A 21,538-nucleotide genomic window follows, 5' to 3' on the forward strand; every position below is an offset into this window, starting at 1 on the left:
CCTCGGCGGGGTGCTGTCGGCGCTCGTCGCGCGGTGGGTCAGCGGCCGGCGCCCGGCGGCGGCCCGGCCGGCCGGGGTGCGCTCCCCCGAGCGGACGGTGTGGTGGGCCCGGCTCCCCGGTCGGGCCGCACGCACCGCGACGGGCGCAGCGGTCCTGCTCGTCACGACGGGCGTCGCCTCGCTGGCCCAGGCCCTGCAGGGCACGCCCGCCACGGGCGGGATCGTCCGCGCCTTCAGCCAGATCTGGGAGAGCCCACCCGCCCCGTCCGACCCACCTCCGGCCGCCGAGGCGCCATCGGGCGAGGTCGCGCCGGAGGACGCGGACGCCGGGGCCCCGCAGGCTCCGGACGTCCCGGCCGCCACCGGTGAGGCGCCGCCGCCCGCGGCGGGTGGCGTCGGGGTGCCGCCGCCGATCTCGGCGGCTCCCACCACCGAGGCCGCGCCCCCGCCGGCGCCCGAGGCGGACGCGCCGGACACCGGTGGCGAGCCGGCACCCGCTCCCGACACCGCACCCCCGACCGTCGACGGGTCCGCACCGCCGGCCGTGCCGCAGCCGGACGTCGAGGCCGGGGCCGGGGCCGGATTCGGGAGCGAGGACGACGCCGGGCCGCCGACCGCGGCCGACGAGGTGCCTGAGCCGGGAACCGAACCGGTTCCCGGGTCCGTCCCGTCGCCGCCGGAGCCCGGGACCGCGTCGGGGCCGTCGACCGACACCGGGTCGTCGACCGAGTACGAGCCGGCGCCCGAGACCGAGGTGCCGACGGCACCGGAGACGCCGACCGAGCCCGCGGTCCCGCCCGCACCGGAGGCGTCGACCGAGTACGAGCCGGCCCCCGAGCCGGAGGCGCCGTCCGAGTCGATGCCGGCACCCGACGAGGCGACGGGGACGGAGCCGGGAGCGGACCCGGCGGGTGAGCCCGAGACGCCACCCGAGCACGTACCTGCACCCGAGACGCAGCCCGAGCCGGAGCCCGCACCGGAGACCTCCGTGGCCCCGGAACCGGAGCCCGCACCGGAGCCGGCCCCTGGTCCCGAGGCCGCACCCCAGCCGGATCCCGCGCCGGAGCCGGCCCCCACTCCTGCGCCCGAGCCGAGTCCTGCGCCCGAGCCGGAGCCCGGGCCTGCACCGGCACCCGAGCCCGCACCGGCACCCGAGCCCGAGCCGGCCGGTGAGCCCGCACCCCAGCCCGAGCCGGCCCCCGACCCGGAGCCTGCACCGGCACCCGAGTCGGCGTTCGCACCGCAGCCGGAGGCACCGCAGGCGGAGGCACTGGCCGAACCGGAGCCGGGACACCAGCCCTCTCCCCCGCCCGCAGCGCCCCCCGCACCGGAGCAGGCGCCAATTCCTGCGCCCGCGCCGGCACCGGAGCCGGCACCCCAGTCCGACGAGGCGCCTGCGCCGGCACCTGCCCCGGAACCGGCACCGCAGCCGGATGCGGCACCGCCGCCGGCGCCTGGAGCTCCGTCCGAGCAGGCTCCCCAGCCCGAGCCCCAGCCGGTGCCCGCACCTGGACCCGAGGAGCCGCCGGCCCCGGCGGACGACCACCCACCGGCACCGCAGCCCGAGGTCCCGCCCGCGCCGGCGCCCCACCCGGATCCGGCACCCGACCCGGAAGCTCCTCCGGCTTCCGAGCCGGCGCCGGAGCCAGCCCCGACGCCCGCACCAGAACCGGCACCGCAGCCCGAGCCCGCACCACAGCCGGAGCCGGAGCCGGAGCCAGCGCCAGAGCCCGCTCCGGCGCCAGCACCCGAGCCCGCACCTGAGCCCGAGCCGGCCGTCGAACCAGCGCCCGAACCGGCTCCCACGCCCGAGCCGGCGCCTCAGCCAGAGCCGGCGCCCGAACCGGCGCCCACGCCCGAGCCAGCACCGGCACCCGAGCCGGCACCCGCACCCGAACCGGCCACCGAGCCGGCACCGGCTCCCGAGCCAGCACCGGCTCCCGAGCCAGCACCGGCTGCGGAACCGGCCCCGGCTCCCGAACCGGCCCCGTCACCCGGACCGGCGCCCGAGCCCGAGCCGGCCGTCGAACCAGCGGCCGAATCGGTCCCGGCGCCCGAGCCGGCGCCCCGACCAGAACCAGCGCCCGCGCCTGAGCCGGCTCCCGAGCCCGCGGAGGAGGCGCCTCCGGCGCCGTGAGCCGCCGCGGCGCGGTCAGCCGCGCCGGGCTGCTCCCGGGGTGCCGTCGTGCGGGCCGGCGGACCGGACGGACCGGGCGTCCAGCCACGCCTGGAACTCCGTCCGGCCGCCGACGCCCGCCCGGGCCACGGCGACCACGGCCAGGACCACGACGACGGCCACGAGCAGCAGCAGGCCGACGGCGATGGACTCCCAGCCGAACAGCAGCGGGACGGTCATGCTCCCCGGGTCCGGCGGGGTCGGGACGTCTGCCACGGGCCGAGCGTGCCCGACCGCGCGCCCGGGCGGCGCCCGGCGGCGGACTTCCACCCGGGAGGGCGACGTCACGCAGAGAGACCCCCGGAGCCGGGGGCACCCGATCAGGCGCGGCGGCGTCGCCTCCCGGGTGATCCACCCCCGGCGCAGGGACGGCGCCCCGCCGGGCAGCCCTACCGTCCCGGGAACCGGAACGGACCCGGGCGGAGGGAGGCAGCGGGATGACCGCCGAGCTGCAGGTCGACGAGGAGCTCCGCCCGACGGGCCCGGAGCGGCCTCGGCCCAACGTCTCCGGGGACCTGCCCACGGTCCTGGAGGCCGGCCCGATGTTCGGCCGCGCCGTGGCCGGCTACGACCGCTTCCAGGTCGACACCTACGTGCAGTGGGCCGAGGACCAGCTCGCCACCGCCGACCGCGAGCGCGAGCACCTGGTCACCCGGCTGCTGAGCACCCGCGCCGCGCTCGACGAGGCCCGGGCGCTGCTCGGCCACTCGTCCGGGGGCGGGGAGTTCCTCCAGCTGTCCCGGCGGATCGGGGCGATGCTCGCCGCGGCGGCGGACGAGGCCGAGGGCATGCGCGCCGAGGCCGAGGCCGCCTGGGCCGCCGCCTCCGAGCAGGCGGACCGGATCGTCGCCCGCGCGCAGCGGACCCTCGCCGACGCCGAGGCCGACGCGGACCGGACGGCGGCCGCGGCGGCCGCACACGTCACCGAGACGGCCGCGCGGGCCGCCCGGCTCCTCGCCGACGCCGAGCAGGCGGCCGCCGCCACCCGCGCGGAGGCCGCGGCGCGGCTGGAGGAGATCGGGGCGGCCGGGCGCCGCGCCGCCGCGGACGCCGACCGGGTGCGGCAGCGCGCCGAGGAGGACGCGGCCGCCGCCCGGGTCCGGGCGCGGGCCGAGATCGTCGCGATGCTGGCCACCGGCCGCGAGGAGCGGCGGCGCGCCGACGCCGAGGCGGCCGCCACCCGGGACCGCCTCGACGACGAGGCCGTGACGCGCCGCGCCGCCCTCCTGGCGGAGGTGGCGGACCTCGAACGGCGACGGTCCGCGCTCCGGGCGGAGCTCGACCTGCTCGACCGCCCGGCACCCGCCCTCCCGCGCGGGCGGGTGGAGGTCCTCCGGCGGTGGGCGCACCTCCTGCGCGGGGGCCGCCACCGCGCGTCCTGACCCCGGACGGCGCAGCGCCCCCTTCCCCGGCCCCGGCGTCGGTGGTGCACTTCCCCCCTCGGCTTCCCGGCGACGCCAGCAGGGTCTGGAGGCGGCGATGTCCCTGGAGCAGGACGTGGCGGCGGCCCGCCGCGCGGTGGACGCGCTGGAACGGGCGTGCGCACCGCTGACGGGTCGCTTCGGTGACACCGTGGACGCCCGCCGGCTCAGGGTCGACGTCGCCCGGCTGCGCGACGACCTGGACCTCCTGTGCGGGGCCCGGGTGCGCAGGGCCTGGGAGCCGTTCGCGGCCGTCTACGGCGACGGCGACGACGAGGGCCTGGGCGGGTCCGGCCGCACCCACCGGTGACCACCACCGCTCCGCGCGGGACGGGGGCGACCTCGGCCGGACGCGGCGACGGCGGGCCGGCCCCGCGCCGCGCGACAATCGCGGCGCGCACGCTGCGCACCGACCGCTGGTGGCTGCAGCCGGCGCTCACCGCCGCGGCGCTGCTCGCGTTCGTCGTCTACGCGACGTTCCGGGCGTTCCAGAACGCCTACTACTTCTCCGAGCCCTACATCTCGCCGTTCTACTCGCCGTGCCTGTCGACCCGGTGCGAGGGCGACACCTTCCCGGAGCTGTTCACCGGCCCGACGTGGATCTCCCCGGCGATCTACATCCTGGTCTTCCCGCTGGGCATCCGGCTGACCTGCTACTACTACCGGAAGGCCTACTACCGGTCGTTCTGGCTGTCGCCGCCGGCCTGCGCGGTGGCCGAGCCGCACCGGCGCTACACCGGTGAGACGCGCTTCCCGCTGGTCGGGCAGAACGTGCACCGCTACTTCCTCTACGCGGCGCTGCTCATCAACGTCGTCCTCTTCTACGACGCCGTCCTCGCCTTCCGCGACGAGACCGGCGAGTGGGGCCACATGGGCCTGGGCACGCTCGTGCTGCTGGTCAACGCGACGCTGCTGGCGCTCTACTCGCTGTCCTGCCACTCGTGCCGGCACGTCGTCGGCGGGCGCCTGAACAACTTCTCCCGGCACCCGCTGCGCTACCGCGCCTGGACGCTGGTCTCCCGGCTCAACGCCCGGCACATGCAGTGGGCGTGGGCGTCGATGGCCAGCGTCGCGCTGGCCGACCTCTACGTCCTCCTGCTCGCCACCGACACGATCCGGGACGTGAGGTTCTTCTGATGGAGCTCGAGCGGCACGCCTACGACGTCGTGGTGGTGGGGGCCGGCGGCGCCGGCCTGCGCGCGGCGATCGCGGCGCACGAGGCCGGGGCGCGCACCGCCGTCGTCTGCAAGTCCCTGCTCGGCAAGGCGCACACGGTCATGGCCGAGGGCGGCATCGCCGCGGCGATGGGCAACGCCTGGCCGGAGGACGGCTGGCGGGTGCACTTCCGGGACACCATGCGCGGCGGGAAGATGCTCAACCACTGGCGGATGGCGCAGATCCACGCGCAGGAGGCGCCCGACCGGGTGCGCGAGCTCGAGGACTGGGGCGCGCTGTTCGACCGCACCCCCGACGGGCTGATCAGCCAGCGCGACTTCGGCGGCCACCGCTACGCCCGGCTCGCGCACGTCGGCGACCGCACCGGCCTGGAGCTCATCCGCACGCTGCAGCAGCGCACCGTCGCCCTCGGCGTCGACGTGTACATGGAGTGCACGGTCACCCGGCTGCTCACCGACGACGAGGGCGTCACCGGGGCGTTCGGCTACTGGCGGGAGTCGGGCCGGTTCGTGGCCTGGGAGGCGCCGTCGGTGGTGCTGGCCACCGGCGGCATCGGCAAGGCCTGGAAGGTCACCTCGAACTCGTGGGAGTACACCGGCGACGGGCACTCGCTGGCGCTGCAGGCCGGCGCCGGGCTGGTGAACATGGAGTTCGTCCAGTTCCACCCGACCGGGATGGTCTGGCCGCCGTCGGTGCGCGGGATCCTGGTCACCGAGAGCGTCCGCGGCGACGGCGGCGTGCTGCGCAACTCGGCCGGCAACCGGTTCATGTTCGACTACATCCCGGACTACTTCCGCAAGGAGACGGCGGAGACCGAGGACGAGGCCGACCGCTGGTACGACGACAAGAAGAACAACCGGCGCCCGCCCGAGCTGCTCCCCCGCGACGAGGTCGCCCGCGCCATCAACAGCGAGGTCAAGGCCGGCCGCGGCTCCCCGCACGGCGGCGTCTTCCTCGACATCGCCACGCGCCGCCCGGCCGACTACGTCCGCCGCCGGCTGCCGTCGATGTACCACCAGTTCAAGGAGCTGGCCGACGTCGACATCACCGCCGAGGCGATGGAGGTCGGGCCCACCTGCCACTACGTGATGGGCGGCGTCGAGGTGGACCCGGACACCGCCGCCGCGTCCGTGCCCGGGCTGTTCGCCGCCGGTGAGGTCGCCGGCGGGATGCACGGGTCCAACCGGCTGGGCGGCAACTCGCTGTCGGACCTGCTGGTGTTCGGCCGGCGCGCCGGCGCCGCCGCGGCCGAGCACGCGGCCAAGCGGGCCGGCGTGGTCACGCTCGCCGAGGAGGCGGTGGCCGACGCCGCGCGGGCGGCGCTGGCGCCGTTCGAGCGGGAGGGCGGCGAGAACCCCTACACCGTGCAGCAGGACCTGCAGCAGACGATGCACGACCTGGTCGGGATCATCCGCACCGCGCCGGAGATGGAGCAGGCGCTGGCCCGCATCGCCGCCCTGCGGGAACGGGTCGCGGCGCTGTCGGTCGAGGGGCACCGGCAGTACAACCCCGGCTGGCACCTGGCGCTGGACCTGCCGCACCTGCTGCTGGTCAGCGAGTGCGTCGCCCGCGCCGCGCTCGCCCGCGAGGAGAGCCGCGGCGGGCACACCCGCGACGACTTCCCCGCGACCGACCCGGAGTGGGGGCGCACCAACCTGGTCTGCACCCGGACGGCGGACGGCGGGGTGACCGTGGCCCGGCAGCCGCTGCCGCAGATGCCGCCGGAGCTGGCGGAGGTCTTCGAGGAGGGCGCATGACCGAGCCTGCGGAGCCGAGCATCGGGGGGACCGACGGCGGCGGGGACGGGGACGGCGGCTACGACGCCACCTTCCGGGTCTGGCGGGGCGACGCCTCCGGCGGGGAGCTGCAGACCTTCACCGTGCCGGTGCACGAGGGCGAGGTGGTCCTCGACGTCATCCACCGGCTGCAGGCCACGCAGGCCGGCGACCTGGCCGTCCGGTGGAACTGCAAGGCGGGCAAGTGCGGCTCCTGCAGCGCGGAGGTCAACGGCCGGCCGCGGCTGATGTGCCTGACCCGGATGAGCACGTTCGCCGAGGACGAGCCGGTGACCGTCACCCCGCTGCGCACGTTCCCGGTGATCCGCGACCTGGTCACCGACGTCTCCTACAACTACGAGAAGGCCGCGCAGGTCCCGGCGTTCACCCCGCGCCCGCGCGACCCGGACGGCAACCACCGGATGCAGCAGGTCGACGTCGAGCGGCCGCAGGAGTTCCGCAAGTGCATCGAGTGCTGGCTGTGCCAGGACACCTGCCACGTCATCCGCGACCACGAGGACAACAAGGCCGCCTTCGCCGGGCCGCGCTTCCTCATCCGGCTGGCCGAGCTGGACATGCACCCGCTCGACGTCGTCGACCGCCGGGACGCCGCCCGGGAGGACTTCGGCCTGGGCTACTGCAACATCACCAAGTGCTGCTCGGAGGTCTGCCCCGAGGGCATCCACCTCACCGACAACGGCATCATCCCGCTCAAGGAGCGGGTGGTGGACCGCCGGTACGACCCGCTGACCTGGCTGGGGTCGCGCATCGGGCGGCGCCCGCGGCGCTGATCGGGGGGACGCGCACGGGCCCGTTGCCACGCGCGGCGACCGCGGGAACGCTCGCTCGTGCGGCGGTGCCGCACCGGGCGTCGCCGCACGCACGAGAGGAGCGGTGACGTGTACGCACGGACGACCACCATCCACGGCACGGCGCAGGCGATCGACGACGCGGTCGCCTACATGCGCGACGAGGTGATGCCGGCGGTCCAGGAGATGGACGGCTTCGTCGGCCTGTCCTTCCTCGCCGACCGCGACACCGGCCGCTGCATCATCGCGACCGCCTGGCAGACCGAGGAGGCGATGAGCGCCACGGCCGACCGGGTGCGGCCGATGCGCGACCGGGTCGCGGAGCTCCTCGGCGGCGGGGCGGAGGTGCGGACCTGGGAGATCGCCGCGCTCCACCGGGCGCACGAGGCGCCGGCCGGGGCCTGCGCGCGGGTCACCTGGCTGCGCTCGGACCCCGCGCGCGCCGACGAGCTCCTGGACACCTTCCGGATGGGCGTGCTGCCGCGCCTCGAGGAGCTGGACGGCTTCTGCAGCGCCAGCGTGCTGCGCGACCGCCGGGAGGGCGTGGCCGCGACCACCGTGACCTACGCGGACCGCGCGTCCCTGGAGCGCAACCGGGAGGCCGGTGCGGCCATCCGGGAGCGGGCGAGCCGGGAGAGCGGGGCCGAGGTCACCGACGTCGCCGAGTTCGAGCTGGTCCTGGCCCACCTCCGGGTACCCGAGACCGTCTGAGCGCCCGTCACGGCCCGGCGGCCACCGGCTGCCGGGCCAGCCGGTCGACGCACGCGTGGGTGCGCTCGAGCAGGTCGTGCGCCGCGGCGGGGGCCGGCGCGATCGCGGTCAGCCCGAACCGGCCGTCGACCGCCAGCCCCGACAGCATGTGCAGGACGACGCCGGTGCGGGTGCGCCGGTCGAAGCGCAGCCCCTCCCGGTCCACCGCGTCGACGACCTCCCGCGGCGGCAGCCCGGTCCAGGCGGGGTCGACGAGGTTGTCGGTGGCGCAGTAGCAGTGGACCGTGCCGTCGTCGGCGGTCCACCGGCCGGCCTCCGGGTCGTAGCGGCCGGGCACGAGGTTGCGCAGCACCGTGTACGGGTGGGTCGTGCCGCCCTTGCGGAGGTTGATCTCCAGCCCCTGCAGCGTCCACCCGCCCGGGCCGGACGTCGCGACGAAGTCCACGCCGTAGCGGCCGCGGGCGCCGCAGCGGGCCAGCGCCTCCCCCGCCGCCCGCCCGTACCTCCCCAGCTCCGCGGCGTAGTGCGGCTCGGCCGGGAACCGGCAGCCGAGGTACACCTGGCCGCTGTCCCCGCCGAGCACCTGCTCGTGCGTGGACAGCACGCTGACGCGCCCGTCCGGGGTGATCTCGCCCTGCACGCTGGGGCTGGCGAACCGGTCCCCGGTCACGAACTCCTCGACGACGCCGCCCAGGGTCAACGCGGTGAGGTACCAGTCGGGCAGCCGGCGGACGGCGTCGCGCAGGTGGCCCGCGGAGCCGGGCAGGCCCTCCCGGCGCAGCACCACGTTGCCGTCGCCGGCGCCGCTGTCGTCGAGCTTGAGCACCACGCCCGCCGCGGCCGGCCGCCGCCGCAGCACGTCGTCGACGGCGCGGTCGACGTCCTCGACGGTGTGCACGTCCTCGCACCCGGCCGGCACCGGCACGCCGGCGTCGGCGAGCAGCCGCCGGCCGGCGCTCTTGAACCCCAGCGGCCACAGCTCGGGCGCGGTGCCGTCGACGGGCACGTCCAGCCGCCGGGCGATCTCCACCTCGTCGGCGGTGACGTTCCACGGCTCGAGGAAGGCCGGCCGGCCGCCGATGTGCCGGCGCAGGTCCTCGACCAGATCCGGCCGGTCGCGCAGCTTCGCGGCGACCGGGCGGTAGGAGGCGTCCGGGACGACGAGCACCCGCAGCCGCCGGCGCACCGAGGCGCGGTCGGCGGGCGGCACCAGGGAGAGGTAGTGGTCGACCAGCGCCGGCGGCGGCGGGGCGCTGCTGACGAAGACCAGCTCGCAGCCGGGGACGCGGGGCAGCAGGAGGACGGTGACCAGGTACCGGTGTTCCAGGGCCGGCAGCCGGTCGGCGTAGTGGGACAGCAGCGACTCGCCGATGCTGAACGAGGGCAGGGTCACCAGCACGTGCGGGGTCGGGGAGCCCGGCGCGTTGGCCGCGCAGGCCGGCGCCAGGTCCCGCTGCAGCTCGGCGAACTCCCGCACGGCGCCCCCCGGCGCACTCGGCCCCCGCGCGGGGACCATCCTCCCGCGGGACCGGCGGCCGGAGGAGGCCGTCGGGCGCGCGGTGTCAGGAGCGGCCGGTCAGCCAGAGCAGGAGGCCGATGACCAGCCCGACCGTCGAGTGACCGACCACGCCGCGGGCGTGGCTGACCAGCGGGTAGGCGGTCATGGTCGGCAGCGCGGTGCCCTCGTCGACCAGCAGGAGGGCGGCGGCGCCGACGGCCGGCCCGGCGGCCAGCGGCGACCAGCCTCGGCGGACCAGCGTCGCGGCGAGCACCCCGTAGGTCACGCCGAGGGTGCGGTGCACGGCGAGCCCGACCCGGCCGGCCGCGGCGTCGTCGAGGTCGCGCCCCGCGACGGCGCCGAGCTGCTTGCCCAGCTGCACGAGCGCGCCGCCCGGCGCGATCTCCTCCTCCCGCCGCCGGGACTCCGGGCTCTGCCGGCCGTGGAACCAGCCGGTGGCGGCGTCCATGGTGCGGCTGGCCGCGTACCCGGCCAGCGCCCCGGTCCAGAGCGAGCTGCGGCTACCCGTCATGGCGCCACCGTGGCGGTCCGGCGCCGCGCCGGGCAGGGGGTGCGGGCCGCCGCGGGGCCGCCGCGGTGCGGAGCGGGCGCGTCCGGACGGTCGGTGCCCGCGGACCCACGGTCAGGCGGGGGTCCGCGGCGCCGCGGCGTCGGCGGCCGACGCGCGCGGGCCGGGCACCGGGGGCCGGCGCAGCGGCCGGAACGCGGTCCGCAGCTCGTCGACGAGCAGGTGCGGCTCCTCCCACGCGGCGAAGTGCCCGCCGCGGGGCAGCCGGTTGTAGTGGATGAGCTGCGGGTAGGCGCGTTCCGCCCAGCTCCGCGGGGCCTGGTACGCCTCACCGGGGAACACGCTGACGGCCACCGGGATCTCGACGCCCTTGGCATCCCAGAAGCCCCCCTTGTACTCCCAGTAGAGGCGGGAGGCGGAGACCCCGGTGTTCGTCAGCCAGTACAGGGTGGCGTTGTCGAGGACCTCGTCACGCGTCAGCTCGCCGGACGCGCTCGTCGTCCGGTCGAGGGCCGCGAGGACCGCGCCCGCAGGCTGGCCCTCGGCGTCGTCGTGGTCGAGCAGCCAGGCGGCGAGGCCGACGGGTGAGTCCGCGATGCCGTACAGGGTCTGCGGGCGTGCCGCCATGTACCGGGCGTAGGCGACCCGTGTGAGTGTCGTGGCCAGCTGGGTGTACGCGCTGCGTTCCTCGTCCGACAGACCGGCCGGCGGTGGCTCGCCGGCCAGCAGGGAGCGGTACACGTCGGGGGGGACGCTGCCGGCGTAGTTGGTGTGGAGGGCGAGCAGACCCGGCGGTCGCTGCAGCCCCATGTGGTCGACGACGAACGCGCCCCAGTCGCCGCCCTGCGCGACGTAGCGCTCGTAGCCCAGGCGCTCCATGAGCGTGGCCCAGGCGCGGGCCATGCGCTCGGGACCCCAGCCGGTGCTCGCCGGCTTGCCGGAGAAGCCGTAGCCGGGCATCGAGGGGACGACGACGTCGAAGGCGTCGGACGCGTCCCCGCCGTGCGCCGTCGGGTCCACGAGCGGGTCGATGATCTTGAGCTGCTCGACCACCGAGCCGGGCCACCCGTGGTTGACGACCAGCGGCAGGGCGTCCTCGTGCCGGGAGCGGACGTGCAGGAAGTGGACGTCCAGCCCGTCGATCTCGGTGAGGAACTGGGGCAGGGCGTTGAGCCGCGCCTCGCAGGCGCGCCAGTCGTAGGCGGTGGCCCAGTGGTCCGCGAGGGCCCGCATCGTCGCGAGCGGTACGCCCTGGGAGGTGTCCGGGACCGTCTCCCGCTCCGGCCAGACCGTCGCCGCGACGCGCCGCCGCAGCTCGGTGAGCGCCTCCTCGGGCACCTCCACGCGGAACGGGCGGACGGTCCCTGCTGCCGCGGTCGTCATGGCCGGGTCCCTCCTGGGGGTGCGTCGGTCTAGCCGAAGGTGAGGACGTACGCGGCGAGGCCCGGGGCGGTGAACTCGACCTCGAACAGCCGGTCGGTGACCGGGCCCGGCTGCCGGACCAGCTGGTACAACCGCCGCCCGGTGGCCACGCCGTGGCCCCGCGCGTCCACGTCGCCGCCGGCCGCCTCCCCCGGCGGCCGCCCGTCCAGGCGCACCCGGAAGGGCACGGAGACCCCCGGGGTGACCGGCCCCATCACCAGGTGCAGGTCGCGGGCGCGGAAGCGGCAGGCCAAACGGCCGCCCGGCTCGTCGAGCACCGCGGCCTCGACGCCGACGGTCCACCGCCCGGCCGCCGCCCAGCTGCCGGGCCGCAGCCGCGCCGGGACCTCGTACGCGTGCGACCGCTCGGGGGCCGTGCCCTGCGGGGAGGCGAAGGCGGAGGACCGGCCGTAGCCGAGGTACTCCTCCGGTGAGCCCAGGGCGTCCCAGTCGGCGGGCGCCTCGACGCCCTCGCCGACGACCGTGACCGGGTCGCGGCCGAGGACGTCGGCGCCGGTCTCGGCCAGCAGCTGCTGGACCACCGTCTCCGACCGCGTCTCGTCGCCCTCCCCGAACCAGTGGTGGCGGATGCGCCCGGCGGCGTCGACGAAGTACAGCGCCGGCCAGTAGCGGTTGGCGAAGGCGCGCCAGATCGCGTACCCGCTGTCCAGCGCGACCGGGTGGGTGACGCGCAGGCCCTCGAGCGCCCGGCGCACCGCGCCGGCGTCCCGCTCGAAGGAGAACTCCGGCGTGTGCACGCCGAGGACCACCAGCCCGTCCTCCCGGTAGCGGTCGGCCCACGCCCGGACGTACGGCAGGGTGCGCAGCCAGTTGATGCACGTGAACGTGCAGAAGTCGACGAGGACGACGCGGCCGCGCAGCTCCTCGGTCGTCAGCGGCTCGGTGTTCAGCCACCCGGTCGCCCCGTCGAGTGCCGGCATCCGGCCCTCGGTGGGCAGCAGCGCGGGAGTCACCATCTCCCCGGACCTCCTCGACGTGGCTCAGGTGGACGGGGCTCCGGTGCCGGTCCCGCCGGCCGGCTCCGGGGACCACCACAGGAGCCGGATGCCGCTCATCTCCAGCCGGGTGCCGGAGGCGTCCGAGCCGCAGCGCAGCACCACCTGCATGCAGGTGGGGCAGCGGAGCACGAGGGCGGGCGCGTCGGCGTACACCAGGTGCGCCCCCAGCGGGGCGCGGCCGCCGCAGTACGTGCAGGTGGACACGGCCGCGGTCGCCTCGGCGGTGAGCACCTCGGCCAGGACGCCGGCCGCCGCGTTGCCGTCCAGCCGGCGCTCGTCGGCCCCGGAGGGCACGGCGCCGGTCCCGTCGGGCGGGTGCTCGGACAGGTCCATCGCCGTCCCCTCCCCCGGCCGCGGGCGCCGCCGTGGCGGCCACTGTCGCGCCGGGCGCCGGGCCGCGCATCGGTCATCCGACCGTCCCCGGTGGCCGCGCACCCCTGCCGCCGCCGCGCCCGCTGCGGGAGACTCGCACCTCCACGGGGCGAGACCACGACGCCGGCACGGAGCGACCGTCCGGGCGGCGAGTCGAGGGAGGCCCCCGTGGACGACACCACGACCGGAGGCACCGGGCTGGTCGGCCGGGACGCCGAGGGCGGCGCCGTCCGGGCGTTCCTCGACCGGGCCGCCTCCCGGGGCGACGCGCTGGTGGTGACCGGCGATCCCGGCGTCGGGAAGACCGCGGTGCTCGACGCGGCGGCGGGGACGGCGGCCGCGGCCGGCGCGATGGTGCTGCGCGCCGCGGGGGTGGGGTCCGAGACCGAGGTCGGCTCCGCCGGCCTGTCCCAGCTCCTCCTGCCGCTGCTCGCCGGGCCCGAGGGCCCGCCCGGCACCGCCCTGGCCGCCGCCCTCGGCGCCCGGCCGGGGCCGCCCGGCCCGCTGGCGGTGGCGACCGCGGTCCTGGCCCTGCTCGACCGCGTGGCCCGGGGGCGGCCCGTCCTCCTGGTCGTCGACGACCTGCCGGAGCTGGACCGGTCCAGCGCGCGGGTGCTCGGCCTCGTCGCCCGCCGGCTCGCCGGCCGCCGCTGCGGCGTCCTGGCCGCCGCGCGGACCGGCGGTGGCTCGCTGCTGCTGGACGCCGGGCTGCCCCGCCTGGAGCTCGGCCCGCTCGACGACGCCGCGTCGGCGGAGCTGCTGCGCACCCGCTCGCCCGGGCTGGCCGCGGACGTGCGCCGGCGCGTCCTCGACGCGGCGCGGGGCAACCCGCTGGCGCTGGTCGAGCTGCCCGCCGCCCTGGCCGGCCACGACGGCGGGCCGGTGCCCCTCCCGCCCGGGACGCGGCTGCACGCCGCCTTCGCCCGGCCGGTGAGCGCGCTGCCGGCCGCCACCCGCGCGCTGCTCCTGCTGGCCGCCCTGGAGGGCACCGGAGACCTCCGCGCACTCCGCGCGGCCGCCCTGGCCGGCGGCCGGGAGCCCGACGACGGCTGGCTGGACGACCTCGCCCCGGCCGAGCGCGCGCGGCTGGTCCGCGTCGACCTGGCCGCCGGACACGTGGCGCTGCGGCACCCGCTCACCGGCGCGGCCGCCGTGGAGCTCGCGACCAGCGGCGACCGGCGGCGGGCGCACGCCGCGCTGGCCCGGGCGCTGGCCGGGGACCCGGAGCGCTGCGCCGGGCACCTCGCGCGGGCCGCGCTCGGGCCGGACGGGGAGGCGGCCGGCCTGCTCGAGCGGGCGGCCGGCCGGGCGCGGCAGCGCGGGGACGGGACCGGCGCGGTCGCCCTGCTGCTCCGCGCCGCGGACCTCACCCCGCCCGGGCCCGCCCGCGCCCGCCGGCTGGCCGCGGCCGCCGCCGCGACGGTGGACAGCACCGGCGACCTGCCGGCCGTGCCGGATCTGCTCGCGCGGGCGCGGGCCGCCGACCCGCGCGCCGGCCGCTCCCCGGCGGTCGCCGCGGCCGCCGCCGCGCACCTGCTGCACGCCGCGGGCGACGTCGGAACCGCGCACCTCGTGCTCGCCCGCGCCGTCGGGACCGCGCTCGACGAGGGAGCCGGCGCGGCCGCGGTCGCGGACGCCCTCCCGGCCCTGCTGCTCGCCTGCCACCTCGCCGGCCGGGAGGACCTCTGGCACCCGTTCGACGACGCCCTCGCCCGGCTGGGGACCGACGTCCCGCCCGTGCTGTCGGTGGCCGCCCGCACGGTCGCGGACCCCGCCCGGGCCACCCGCGCCGACCTCGACCGGCTCGGGGACCTGCTGACCGCGGTCCAGACCGACGGCGACCCGGTCTCCGTCGTCCGGGTCGCGGCCGCCGCCGCGCCCGCGGGCCGGCTCGCCGCCTGCCGCCCGGCCCTCGGTCGGGTCCTGGCCGCGGGAGGCCGGAGCCGCGCCGCCGTCCTCGGCGCCCGGGCGCTGCTGGCGCAGGACGCGTTCGCCGCCGGCCGCTGGGACGAGGCCGCGAGCGGCGCCGCGGAGGCGGTCCGCGAGGCCGGGGAGCTGGGGTACCGGCTGCTCGGCCTGCCCGCCGTCCACGTCCTGGCCCTGCTCGCGGCCGCGCGCGGCGACGAGGAGGGCGTCCGGTCCCGCACCGGCGACCTGGCCGCGGCGGTGGCCGCGCACGGGGCCGGGCTGGCCGCGCACCTCGCCGCCCACGCCCGCGGCCTGGCCGCCCTCGGCCGCGGCGAGCACGACGACGCCGCCCGCCACCTCGCCGCGATCGGGCCGGCCGGCCGGCTCGCGCCGCACGCGCCGGTCGCGCTGCCCGCCGCGCTGGACGTGGTCGAGGCGGCGGTGCGGACCGGCCGGCGGGCCGAGGCCGCCGCCCACGTCGCCGCGCTGCGGCGCGCGCCCGTCTCCGGGGCGGCGCCGGGGCCCGCGCTGCTGCTGGCCGGGGCGGCCGCGCTGGTCGCGCCGGAGGAGGAGGCGCCGGGGTGCTTCGAGGCCGCCCTCGCCGTCCCCGGGGCGCAGGAGCACCCGTTCGCGCTCGCCCGGGTGCGGCTCGCCTACGGGGAGCACCTGCGCCGGGCGCGGGCGACCGGCGCCGCCCGCGGGCAGCTGGCCGCGGCGCTGGAGGTCCTCGAGCGGCTCGGCGCGGCCCCGTGGGCGGCGCGGGCGGCGGCGGAGCTGCGGGCGACGGGGCCGTCCGCGCGCCGGACGGACGGCGGGGGGCGCCCGGCCTCGCTGACGGCGCAGGAGTACGAGATCGCGATGCTCGCCGCGTCCGGGCTGTCGAACAAGCAGATCGGCAACCGCCTGTTCCTGTCCCCGCGCACCGTGGGGGCGCACCTCTACCGCGCGTTCCCCAAGCTCGGCGTCACCGCCCGCGCCGCGCTCCGCGACGCGCTGGCCGGGGTGCCGACCCCGCGCCCGCCGTCCGAGCGGTGACGGCGGTCGATCGACCGATGCCGCGGGGCGGCCGCCCCGGCACAGTCGGGACGTCGTCGGGAGGAGCCGCCATGTCCCTGATCTCCCGCGGGTTCGGCCACCGCGCCTCGGCCGCGACCCCGACCGACCGGCTGCCCCCCGGGCAGTACGACGTCGGCGACGCCTTCCCCGTGCTCTCGGCCGGGCCGACCCCGCGGACGCCCCTGGCCGAGTGGGACCTCACCGTCCAGGGCGAGGTCGACGGCGTGCGCCGGTGGACCTGGGAGGAGTTCCGGGCGCTGCCGCGCGAGGCGGTCTCGGTCGACATCCACTGCGTCACCAAGTGGTCGAAGTTCGGCACCCGGTGGGAGGGCGTCGCCGTCGACACGCTGCTGGCCGACCTGCCGCCGGCGGCCGCGTTCGTGCTGGCGTTCTGCGACGGCGGGTACACGACGAACCTGCCGCTCGCCGACGTCACCGGCGGCCGGGCCTGGGTGGTCGACACCTACGAGGGCGAGCCGCTGCCCCCGGAGCACGGCGGGCCGGCCCGGCTGCTGGTGCCCCACCTGTACTTCTGGAAGAGCGCCAAGTGGCTGCGCGGGTTCGCGCTGAGCCGGGTCGACGAGCCCGGCTTCTGGGAGACGTTCGGCTACCACGACCGCGGTGACCCGTGGCTGGAACAGCGGTACAGCGGCGACTGACCTGGCTGCCGGCGACGCTGACCGGCGGCGTCGCCGAGACGGCCCGGGTGCGACGGCTGTCCTTCGAGGTGCCCGGCTGGACCGGGCACCTCCCGGGCCAGCACGTCGACCTCCGCCTCACCGCGGAGGACGGCTACACGGTGGAGCGCAGCTACTCGATCGCCTCCGCGCCCGAGGAGCAGGAGGTCTCCCTGCTCGTGGAGCGGCTGCCCGACGGCGAGGTGTCCCCCTACCTGACCGACGAGCTGCGCGCGGGCGACGTGCTGGAGCTGCGCGGCCCCATCGGCGGGTACTTCGTGTGGTCGGCGCGCGCGGACTCCGAGCGCGGCGAGCGCCGGCCGGTGCAGCTGGTGGCCGGCGGTGCGGGCGTAGCGCCGTTCCTGTCGATGCTCGAGCACCGGCGCCGCACCGGCGGGACGACGCCGGTCCGCCTCCTGTACTCCGCGCGCAGCGCCGACGACCTCCTCGGCCAGGGGTCGCTCGGGCCGGAGACCACGGTGACCCTGACCCGCGGTGCGCCGGCCGGGTGGACGGGACCGACCGGCCGGGTCGACCGCGCGCTGCTGGCGGAGCGGGCGTTCGGCCCGGGGGTGCGGCCGCGCACGTTCGTCTGCGGCCCGACGTACTTCGTCGAGGACGTCGCCACGGCGCTGGTCGACCTCGGCCACGACCCGTCCGCGATCCGGCTCGAGCGCTTCGGCGGCTGACCGTCCCCGGGGGCCACCGCGCCGCCGGCCCCGGTCAGGCCGGGTCGGGCGGGTCCCCGGTGAGCGTCGCGAGGGGCTGCCCGACCTCGACCAGGTAGGTCGACAGCATCCGGCCGGTGCCCGGGCCGAGGTCCCGGGCGTCGTGCGGGGTCCGCGGCAGGATCAGGAAGCCGTCGCCGGCGCGCAGGAGCAGCGTGTCCCGACCGCGGATCCGCATCTCCACCGTGCCGGCGAGGAGGTAGCCGACCTCCTCGCCGGGGTGGGTGTGCCAGCCGGACGCCACGCCCGCCGGGATCTCGGTGAGCACCTGCACGATCTCCCGGCCCGGCACCGACGACGGCCCGCGCTGCACCTCGGTCCGCGTGAGCCTGCCGGCCAGGTCGTCGGCGGCCCGCAGCCCGACCGCGTCCGGAGCGCCGTCCACGGGAGCCCCGCGCCGGCCGGGGTCAGACGCCGGCCGGGACCGGCGTGGGGACGCCGCGGGCGAGGCTGTCCAGCGCCCGCAGGATCACGTCGGCCACCACCTGGGGCTGCGAGATCATGATCGCGTGCGAGCCCTCGGTCTCGACGACGTCCGCGCCGGCCCGCCGGGCCATGGCGCGCAGCACGTCGGTGCCGGCGGCACGGTCGCCGGTCGGGATGACGGCCCACGACGGCAGGGTGCGCCAGGCGGGGGTGCCGTTCGGCACGGTGAAGCCGAGCGCCGACACCGGGCGCTGGGTCGCGGCCATGACGGCGGTCATCTGGGAGGGCAGGTCCGCGGCGAAGGCCTCGTGGAAGCGGTCGGCGCGGATCGCCCACTCGGTCTGCGGCCCCTCCGGGGTCGGGTAGGAGCGCTCCTCGAGGGCGGTCATCAGGACGCTGTCGACCGACCCGCCCTCGACGTCGGCGATGAGCTCACCCTCGTCGGGCGCGAACCCCGCGACGTAGACGAGGCCGACGACGTTGCCGGCGCGGGCGGCGGCGTTGGTGACGACCGCGCCCCCGTAGGAGTGCCCGACGGCGAGCACCGGGCCCGGGACCTGCTCCAGCGCGGCGGCGACGTACTCGGTGTCGGCGGGGATCCCGCGCAGGGGGTTGGGCACCGCCTGCGCGCGGACGCCGGCCGCGAACAGGCGCGCGATCACGCCGTTCCACCCGGAGCTGTCGGCGAACGCGCCGTGCACCAGCACGACGGTGGGGACGGGAGGGGCACCGGTCACGACGACCTCCTCGGGAGTGCGGGCTCCGCCCCCCACGCTCGTTGCCCCGCGCCCGGCGGGGCATCGGTCATCTGACCGTCGCCGAGGTCGTGCTGATCCAGTCGTCGATGGTCTCCCACCAGCGGTAGAGCCAGTCGGTCAGCTCCGCCTCGCCGCGCGGCACCTCCGCGGCCGGGATGAACCACCACCGCAGGTGCAGCGTCTTGTCGATGGGCAGCCCCCGCCACACGTCCCGGGCCGTGCTCAGGTGCTCCAGCCCGGTGTGCGCGACGAGGACGACGTCGGCGTGGGGAGCGGCCTGCAGCGCCGCGACGACGCCGCCCGGGCGCGGGGGCAGCACGTTGCGCATCGCCTCGGCCCGCCGCACCGCCGCCAGCAGCCCGCGCTCGCGCAGCCGCTGGAGCGCCCGCACCTTGCGCCGCGGGGTGTAGTTCGCGCCCTCGGGGAAGATCAGCAGCGCGTCCTCCTCGCCGAGGTCGCGGGCGAGGTCGCCGATGGCCTCCTCCGGGCTCCGCCCGGCCGCCGGGTCGCCGGAGACGAAGGAGTTGGGCAGCCGGTTGAGGTAGACGTCGACCAGCGGGTCCAGCTGCAGCACGTCCTTGAGCACGATCCGCGGCTGGCGCAGGTGGTCGCGGTTCATCAGCGTGTGCACCAGCAGGAACGAGTCGCCCGGGCCGGCGTGCCGGGAGAGCACCACCATGGCGTTGGTCGAGCCGGGCACGCCGTCGTCCAGCGGCGACCACGAGTTGCCGTCGGTGACCAGCCGCAGCGCGAACAGCCGCTGCGCGGTCCGCATGAGGACGTCGAGCAGCACCCGCAGCACCGTGTAGTGCGCCGCCCGGGAGCGCGGGGAGTCCAGCCGGCGGCCGAAGCCGCTCGCCACCCACAGCACCGCCGCGGCGGCCAGCCCGGCCACCTCCAGGCCGAGGTAGACCAGCCCGAAGCCCAGCAGCCGCAGCGCGCGCAGCCGCCCGGGCAGGAAGAACGAGACGAGCACCGCCGCGACGACGAGCACCGGCAGCAGCAGGACGGCGACCGCGAGCACCCCCACCAGCAACGGGCCGGCGACCCGGCGGACGCGGCGCGGGGGCAGCACCTCAGACCACCCCGCCCCGGCCGGCGGCGACCCGGTCCAGGTACTCCCCCGCCGCGGCGCGGGCCCGCTCGATGCGGGCCGGCACGCCGGAGAAGTCGCGGTAGCGCAGGTTGGCCGCCCCCGGCGGGTCCGGGTCCCCGGCGGGCAGCACGTGCACCGTGACCCCCTCCGGCAGCGAGGCGAGGTCGGCGGTGAACCGGTGCCGGCGGGCGATCTCGAAGGCGACCGTGGCGACCTCCCACGGCCGGGACGGCGGGGACAGCGGCCGGTCGATCCGCCCGACGTGCAGCACGTGGACGGTCGCGGCGCCGAGGGTCACCGCGCGGCCGACCGGGATGCTGTGCACCAGGCCGCCGTCGAGGTAGTGCTCGCCGTCGATCTCCACCGGCGGCAGCAGCCCGGGGACGGCACAGGAGGCGAGCACCGCGTCGACCAGGTCGCCGTCGGTGAACCAGTGCTCGGCCGCCCGCTCGATGCTCGCCGCCACGCACTGGAACGGGACGCGCAGCTCCTCGAACGTCCGGACCGGCAGCGCGTCCTCGAGCATCTCGCGCAGCGGCTCGCGCGGGTGCAGGTGCGTGCGGGTCCGGACCAGCGTGCCGACCCGGCCGAGCACCGACCCGGCGAACACCCGCCGGGAGGCCAGCTCCTGCCACACCGCGCGCAGCCGGTCCACCGCGGCCGGCGTCGGGTCGGCGGCGACGACCGCGCCGTTGATCGCGCCCACCGAGGTGCCCACGACCAGGTCGGGCCGGACGCCGCGCTCGAGCAGCGCCTGCAGCATGCCGACCTCGGCCGCGCCGAGCACTCCCCCGCCGCCGAGGACGAACGCGGTGCCGCCGGTCGCTGCCACGCCCCGCATCGTGGCACCCGGACGGCGGACCGCCACTCAGCCGGCCAGCTCGGCCATCGTCCGCAGTGTCTCCGGCGACCCGGAGACGAGCATCGTGGTGACCAGCGACGCCTCCCACGCCGCGAGGTCGTCGGCGATCTTGGCGCGCGGCCCGACGAGGGCCACCTTCTCGACCATCGCGAGCGGCACGGCCGCGACCGCCTCGGCCTTCGCGCCGGACAGGTAGAGCTCCTGGATGCGGGCGCACTCGGCCTCGAACCCCATCCGGGCGAAGACCTCGTAGTGGAAGTTCACCCCGCGCGCGCCCATCCCGCCGACGTAGAGGGCGAGCATCGGGCGCACCCGGTCGGCCGCGGCGTCGACGTCGTCGTCGACCTCCACCGGCACGGTGCAGGCCACCTCGAAGTCGTCCGCGGTCCGGCGGGCGCCCGGCCGGGCGAAGCCCTCGGCGAGCGCCGCGCGGTAGTGGGCGTCGTCGTGCGGCGAGTAGAACAGCGGGATCCAGCCGTCGGCGACCTCCGCGGCCAGGGCGACGTTCTTCGGGCCCTCCGCGGCGAGCAGCACCGGGAGGTCGGCCCGCAGCGGGTGGACGGTCGGCCGCAGCGCCTTGCCCAGGCCGGTGCCGCCGGGGAACGGGATGCGGACCTGCTCGCCGTCGAGGCGGACCACCTCGCGGGCGAAGGCCTGCCGCAGCACCGCCACGTACTCGCGGGTCCGGGCCAGCGGCCGCGGGTAGGGCTGGCCGTACCAGCCCTCGACCACCTGGGGGCCGGAGACGCCGAGGCCGAGCACGAAGCGGCCGCCGGAGAGGTGGTCCAGCGTCAGCGCGGCCATGGCGGTGGCGGTCGGGGTGCGCGCCGACACCTGGACGACGCCGGTGCCCAGCCGCAGCCGCGTCGTCCGGCTGCCCAGCCACGCCAGCGGGGTGAGCGCGTCGGACCCGTAGGCCTCCGCCGTCCACACCGAGTCGAAGCCGAGGTCCTCGGCGAGCGCGACCAGCTCCGCCTGACCCGGCGGCGGGCCGGCGCCCCAGTAGCCCAGCGACAGCCCCAGCCTCACGGCGCCCTCCGATCGTTGTGCAGGTCACACCATCCTGATAGACCTGACGCCAACGTCAAGTCCGGCCGCGGCCCGCGCCGCGCCGCCTCC

At 77.7% G+C, this 21,538-nt stretch carries 20 protein-coding genes; 9 read left to right on the plus strand and 11 right to left on the minus strand.

Features of this window, described 5'->3' with window-relative positions; translation table 11 throughout:
- Positions 1-2,152: 2,152 nt before the first annotated feature.
- Positions 2,153-2,392: a hypothetical protein gene (locus ACI79B_RS10090; protein ID WP_456927178.1), complete on the minus strand. Its 240-nt coding sequence runs from the start codon at positions 2,390-2,392 to the stop codon at positions 2,153-2,155.
- Positions 2,393-2,613: 221 nt separating this feature from the next.
- Here ACI79B_RS10090 and ACI79B_RS10095 point away from each other — a divergent pair, with 221 nt between their 5' ends.
- The 6 genes from ACI79B_RS10095 (at position 2,614) to ACI79B_RS10120 (ending at position 8,068) form a co-directional block, all read left to right on the plus strand.
- On the plus strand, positions 2,614-3,558 hold the full coding sequence (locus ACI79B_RS10095) for a hypothetical protein (protein ID WP_456927179.1): 945 nt from the start codon (positions 2,614-2,616) through the stop codon (positions 3,556-3,558).
- A gap of 97 nt (positions 3,559-3,655) precedes the next feature.
- The gene (locus ACI79B_RS10100; protein WP_456927180.1) at positions 3,656-3,907 is read left to right on the plus strand and encodes a hypothetical protein; all 252 of its coding nucleotides are present in this window, start codon (positions 3,656-3,658) and stop codon (positions 3,905-3,907) included.
- The gene (locus ACI79B_RS10105; protein WP_456927181.1) at positions 3,904-4,734 is read left to right on the plus strand and encodes a hypothetical protein; all 831 of its coding nucleotides are present in this window, start codon (positions 3,904-3,906) and stop codon (positions 4,732-4,734) included. The genes ACI79B_RS10100 and ACI79B_RS10105 overlap by 4 nt, the downstream gene beginning before the upstream one ends.
- Positions 4,734-6,530: a fumarate reductase/succinate dehydrogenase flavoprotein subunit gene (locus ACI79B_RS10110; protein ID WP_456927182.1), complete on the plus strand. Its 1,797-nt coding sequence runs from the start codon at positions 4,734-4,736 to the stop codon at positions 6,528-6,530. The genes ACI79B_RS10105 and ACI79B_RS10110 overlap by 1 nt, the downstream gene beginning before the upstream one ends.
- Entirely contained in the window at positions 6,527-7,339 is an 813-nt protein-coding gene (locus tag ACI79B_RS10115) for a succinate dehydrogenase/fumarate reductase iron-sulfur subunit (protein ID WP_456927183.1), read from the plus strand. Before ACI79B_RS10110 ends, ACI79B_RS10115 begins: the two co-directional genes overlap by 4 nt.
- A 108-nt stretch (positions 7,340-7,447) precedes the next feature.
- On the plus strand, positions 7,448-8,068 hold the full coding sequence (locus tag ACI79B_RS10120; RefSeq protein WP_456927184.1) for a hypothetical protein: 621 nt from the start codon (positions 7,448-7,450) through the stop codon (positions 8,066-8,068).
- Between the two features lie 7 nt (positions 8,069-8,075).
- Here the strand turns inward: ACI79B_RS10120 and ACI79B_RS10125 are convergent, their stop codons facing one another.
- The 5 genes from ACI79B_RS10125 to ACI79B_RS10145 form a co-directional block, all read right to left on the minus strand.
- Positions 8,076-9,545, minus strand: coding sequence for a peptide ligase PGM1-related protein (locus tag ACI79B_RS10125; RefSeq protein WP_456927185.1), 1,470 nt, complete (start codon positions 9,543-9,545; stop codon positions 8,076-8,078).
- Positions 9,546-9,630: 85 nt separating this feature from the next.
- Positions 9,631-10,098 (minus strand): hypothetical protein, encoded by a 468-nt coding sequence (locus ACI79B_RS10130; protein WP_456927186.1) that lies wholly within the window; start codon positions 10,096-10,098, stop codon positions 9,631-9,633.
- Between the two features lie 111 nt (positions 10,099-10,209).
- Complete coding sequence (locus tag ACI79B_RS10135) at positions 10,210-11,478, minus strand: epoxide hydrolase family protein (RefSeq protein WP_456927187.1); 1,269 nt, start codon at positions 11,476-11,478, stop codon at positions 10,210-10,212.
- A gap of 29 nt (positions 11,479-11,507) precedes the next feature.
- Complete coding sequence (locus ACI79B_RS10140) at positions 11,508-12,494, minus strand: thioredoxin (protein WP_456927188.1); 987 nt, start codon at positions 12,492-12,494, stop codon at positions 11,508-11,510.
- A gap of 24 nt (positions 12,495-12,518) precedes the next feature.
- Positions 12,519-12,869: a DUF6510 family protein gene (locus ACI79B_RS10145; RefSeq protein ID WP_456927189.1), complete on the minus strand. Its 351-nt coding sequence runs from the start codon at positions 12,867-12,869 to the stop codon at positions 12,519-12,521.
- A gap of 207 nt (positions 12,870-13,076) precedes the next feature.
- Between ACI79B_RS10145 and ACI79B_RS10150 the strand changes: the two genes are divergently transcribed.
- The 3 genes from ACI79B_RS10150 to ACI79B_RS10160 all read left to right on the plus strand — a co-directional run bounded on the left by ACI79B_RS10150 (position 13,077) and on the right by ACI79B_RS10160 (position 17,238).
- Entirely contained in the window at positions 13,077-15,851 is a 2,775-nt protein-coding gene (locus ACI79B_RS10150; protein ID WP_456927190.1) for an AAA family ATPase, read from the plus strand.
- Between the two features lie 71 nt (positions 15,852-15,922).
- Complete coding sequence (locus ACI79B_RS10155; RefSeq protein ID WP_456927191.1) at positions 15,923-16,531, plus strand: molybdopterin-dependent oxidoreductase; 609 nt, start codon at positions 15,923-15,925, stop codon at positions 16,529-16,531.
- Complete coding sequence (locus tag ACI79B_RS10160) at positions 16,501-17,238, plus strand: ferredoxin reductase (RefSeq protein ID WP_456927192.1); 738 nt, start codon at positions 16,501-16,503, stop codon at positions 17,236-17,238. Before ACI79B_RS10155 ends, ACI79B_RS10160 begins: the two co-directional genes overlap by 31 nt.
- Positions 17,239-17,272: 34 nt before the next feature.
- Here the strand turns inward: ACI79B_RS10160 and ACI79B_RS10165 are convergent, their stop codons facing one another.
- The 5 genes from ACI79B_RS10165 to ACI79B_RS10185 form a co-directional block, all read right to left on the minus strand.
- Positions 17,273-17,662 (minus strand): cupin domain-containing protein, encoded by a 390-nt coding sequence (locus ACI79B_RS10165; RefSeq protein WP_456927193.1) that lies wholly within the window; start codon positions 17,660-17,662, stop codon positions 17,273-17,275.
- Between the two features lie 22 nt (positions 17,663-17,684).
- Positions 17,685-18,440 (minus strand): alpha/beta fold hydrolase, encoded by a 756-nt coding sequence (locus ACI79B_RS10170; RefSeq protein WP_456927194.1) that lies wholly within the window; start codon positions 18,438-18,440, stop codon positions 17,685-17,687.
- A 67-nt stretch (positions 18,441-18,507) separates the two neighbouring features.
- Positions 18,508-19,536 carry a lysophospholipid acyltransferase family protein gene (locus ACI79B_RS10175; RefSeq protein ID WP_456927195.1) on the minus strand — a complete coding sequence of 343 codons (1,029 nt, stop codon included), beginning with the start codon at positions 19,534-19,536 and terminating at the stop codon, positions 18,508-18,510.
- 1 nt (position 19,537) lies between these two features.
- Entirely contained in the window at positions 19,538-20,389 is an 852-nt protein-coding gene (locus ACI79B_RS10180) for a patatin-like phospholipase family protein (protein ID WP_456927196.1), read from the minus strand.
- A gap of 36 nt (positions 20,390-20,425) precedes the next feature.
- Entirely contained in the window at positions 20,426-21,448 is a 1,023-nt protein-coding gene (locus ACI79B_RS10185; protein WP_456927197.1) for an LLM class F420-dependent oxidoreductase, read from the minus strand.
- Positions 21,449-21,538: the final 90 nt, after the last annotated feature.

This window comes from Geodermatophilus sp. SYSU D00879 (assembly GCF_054050375.1).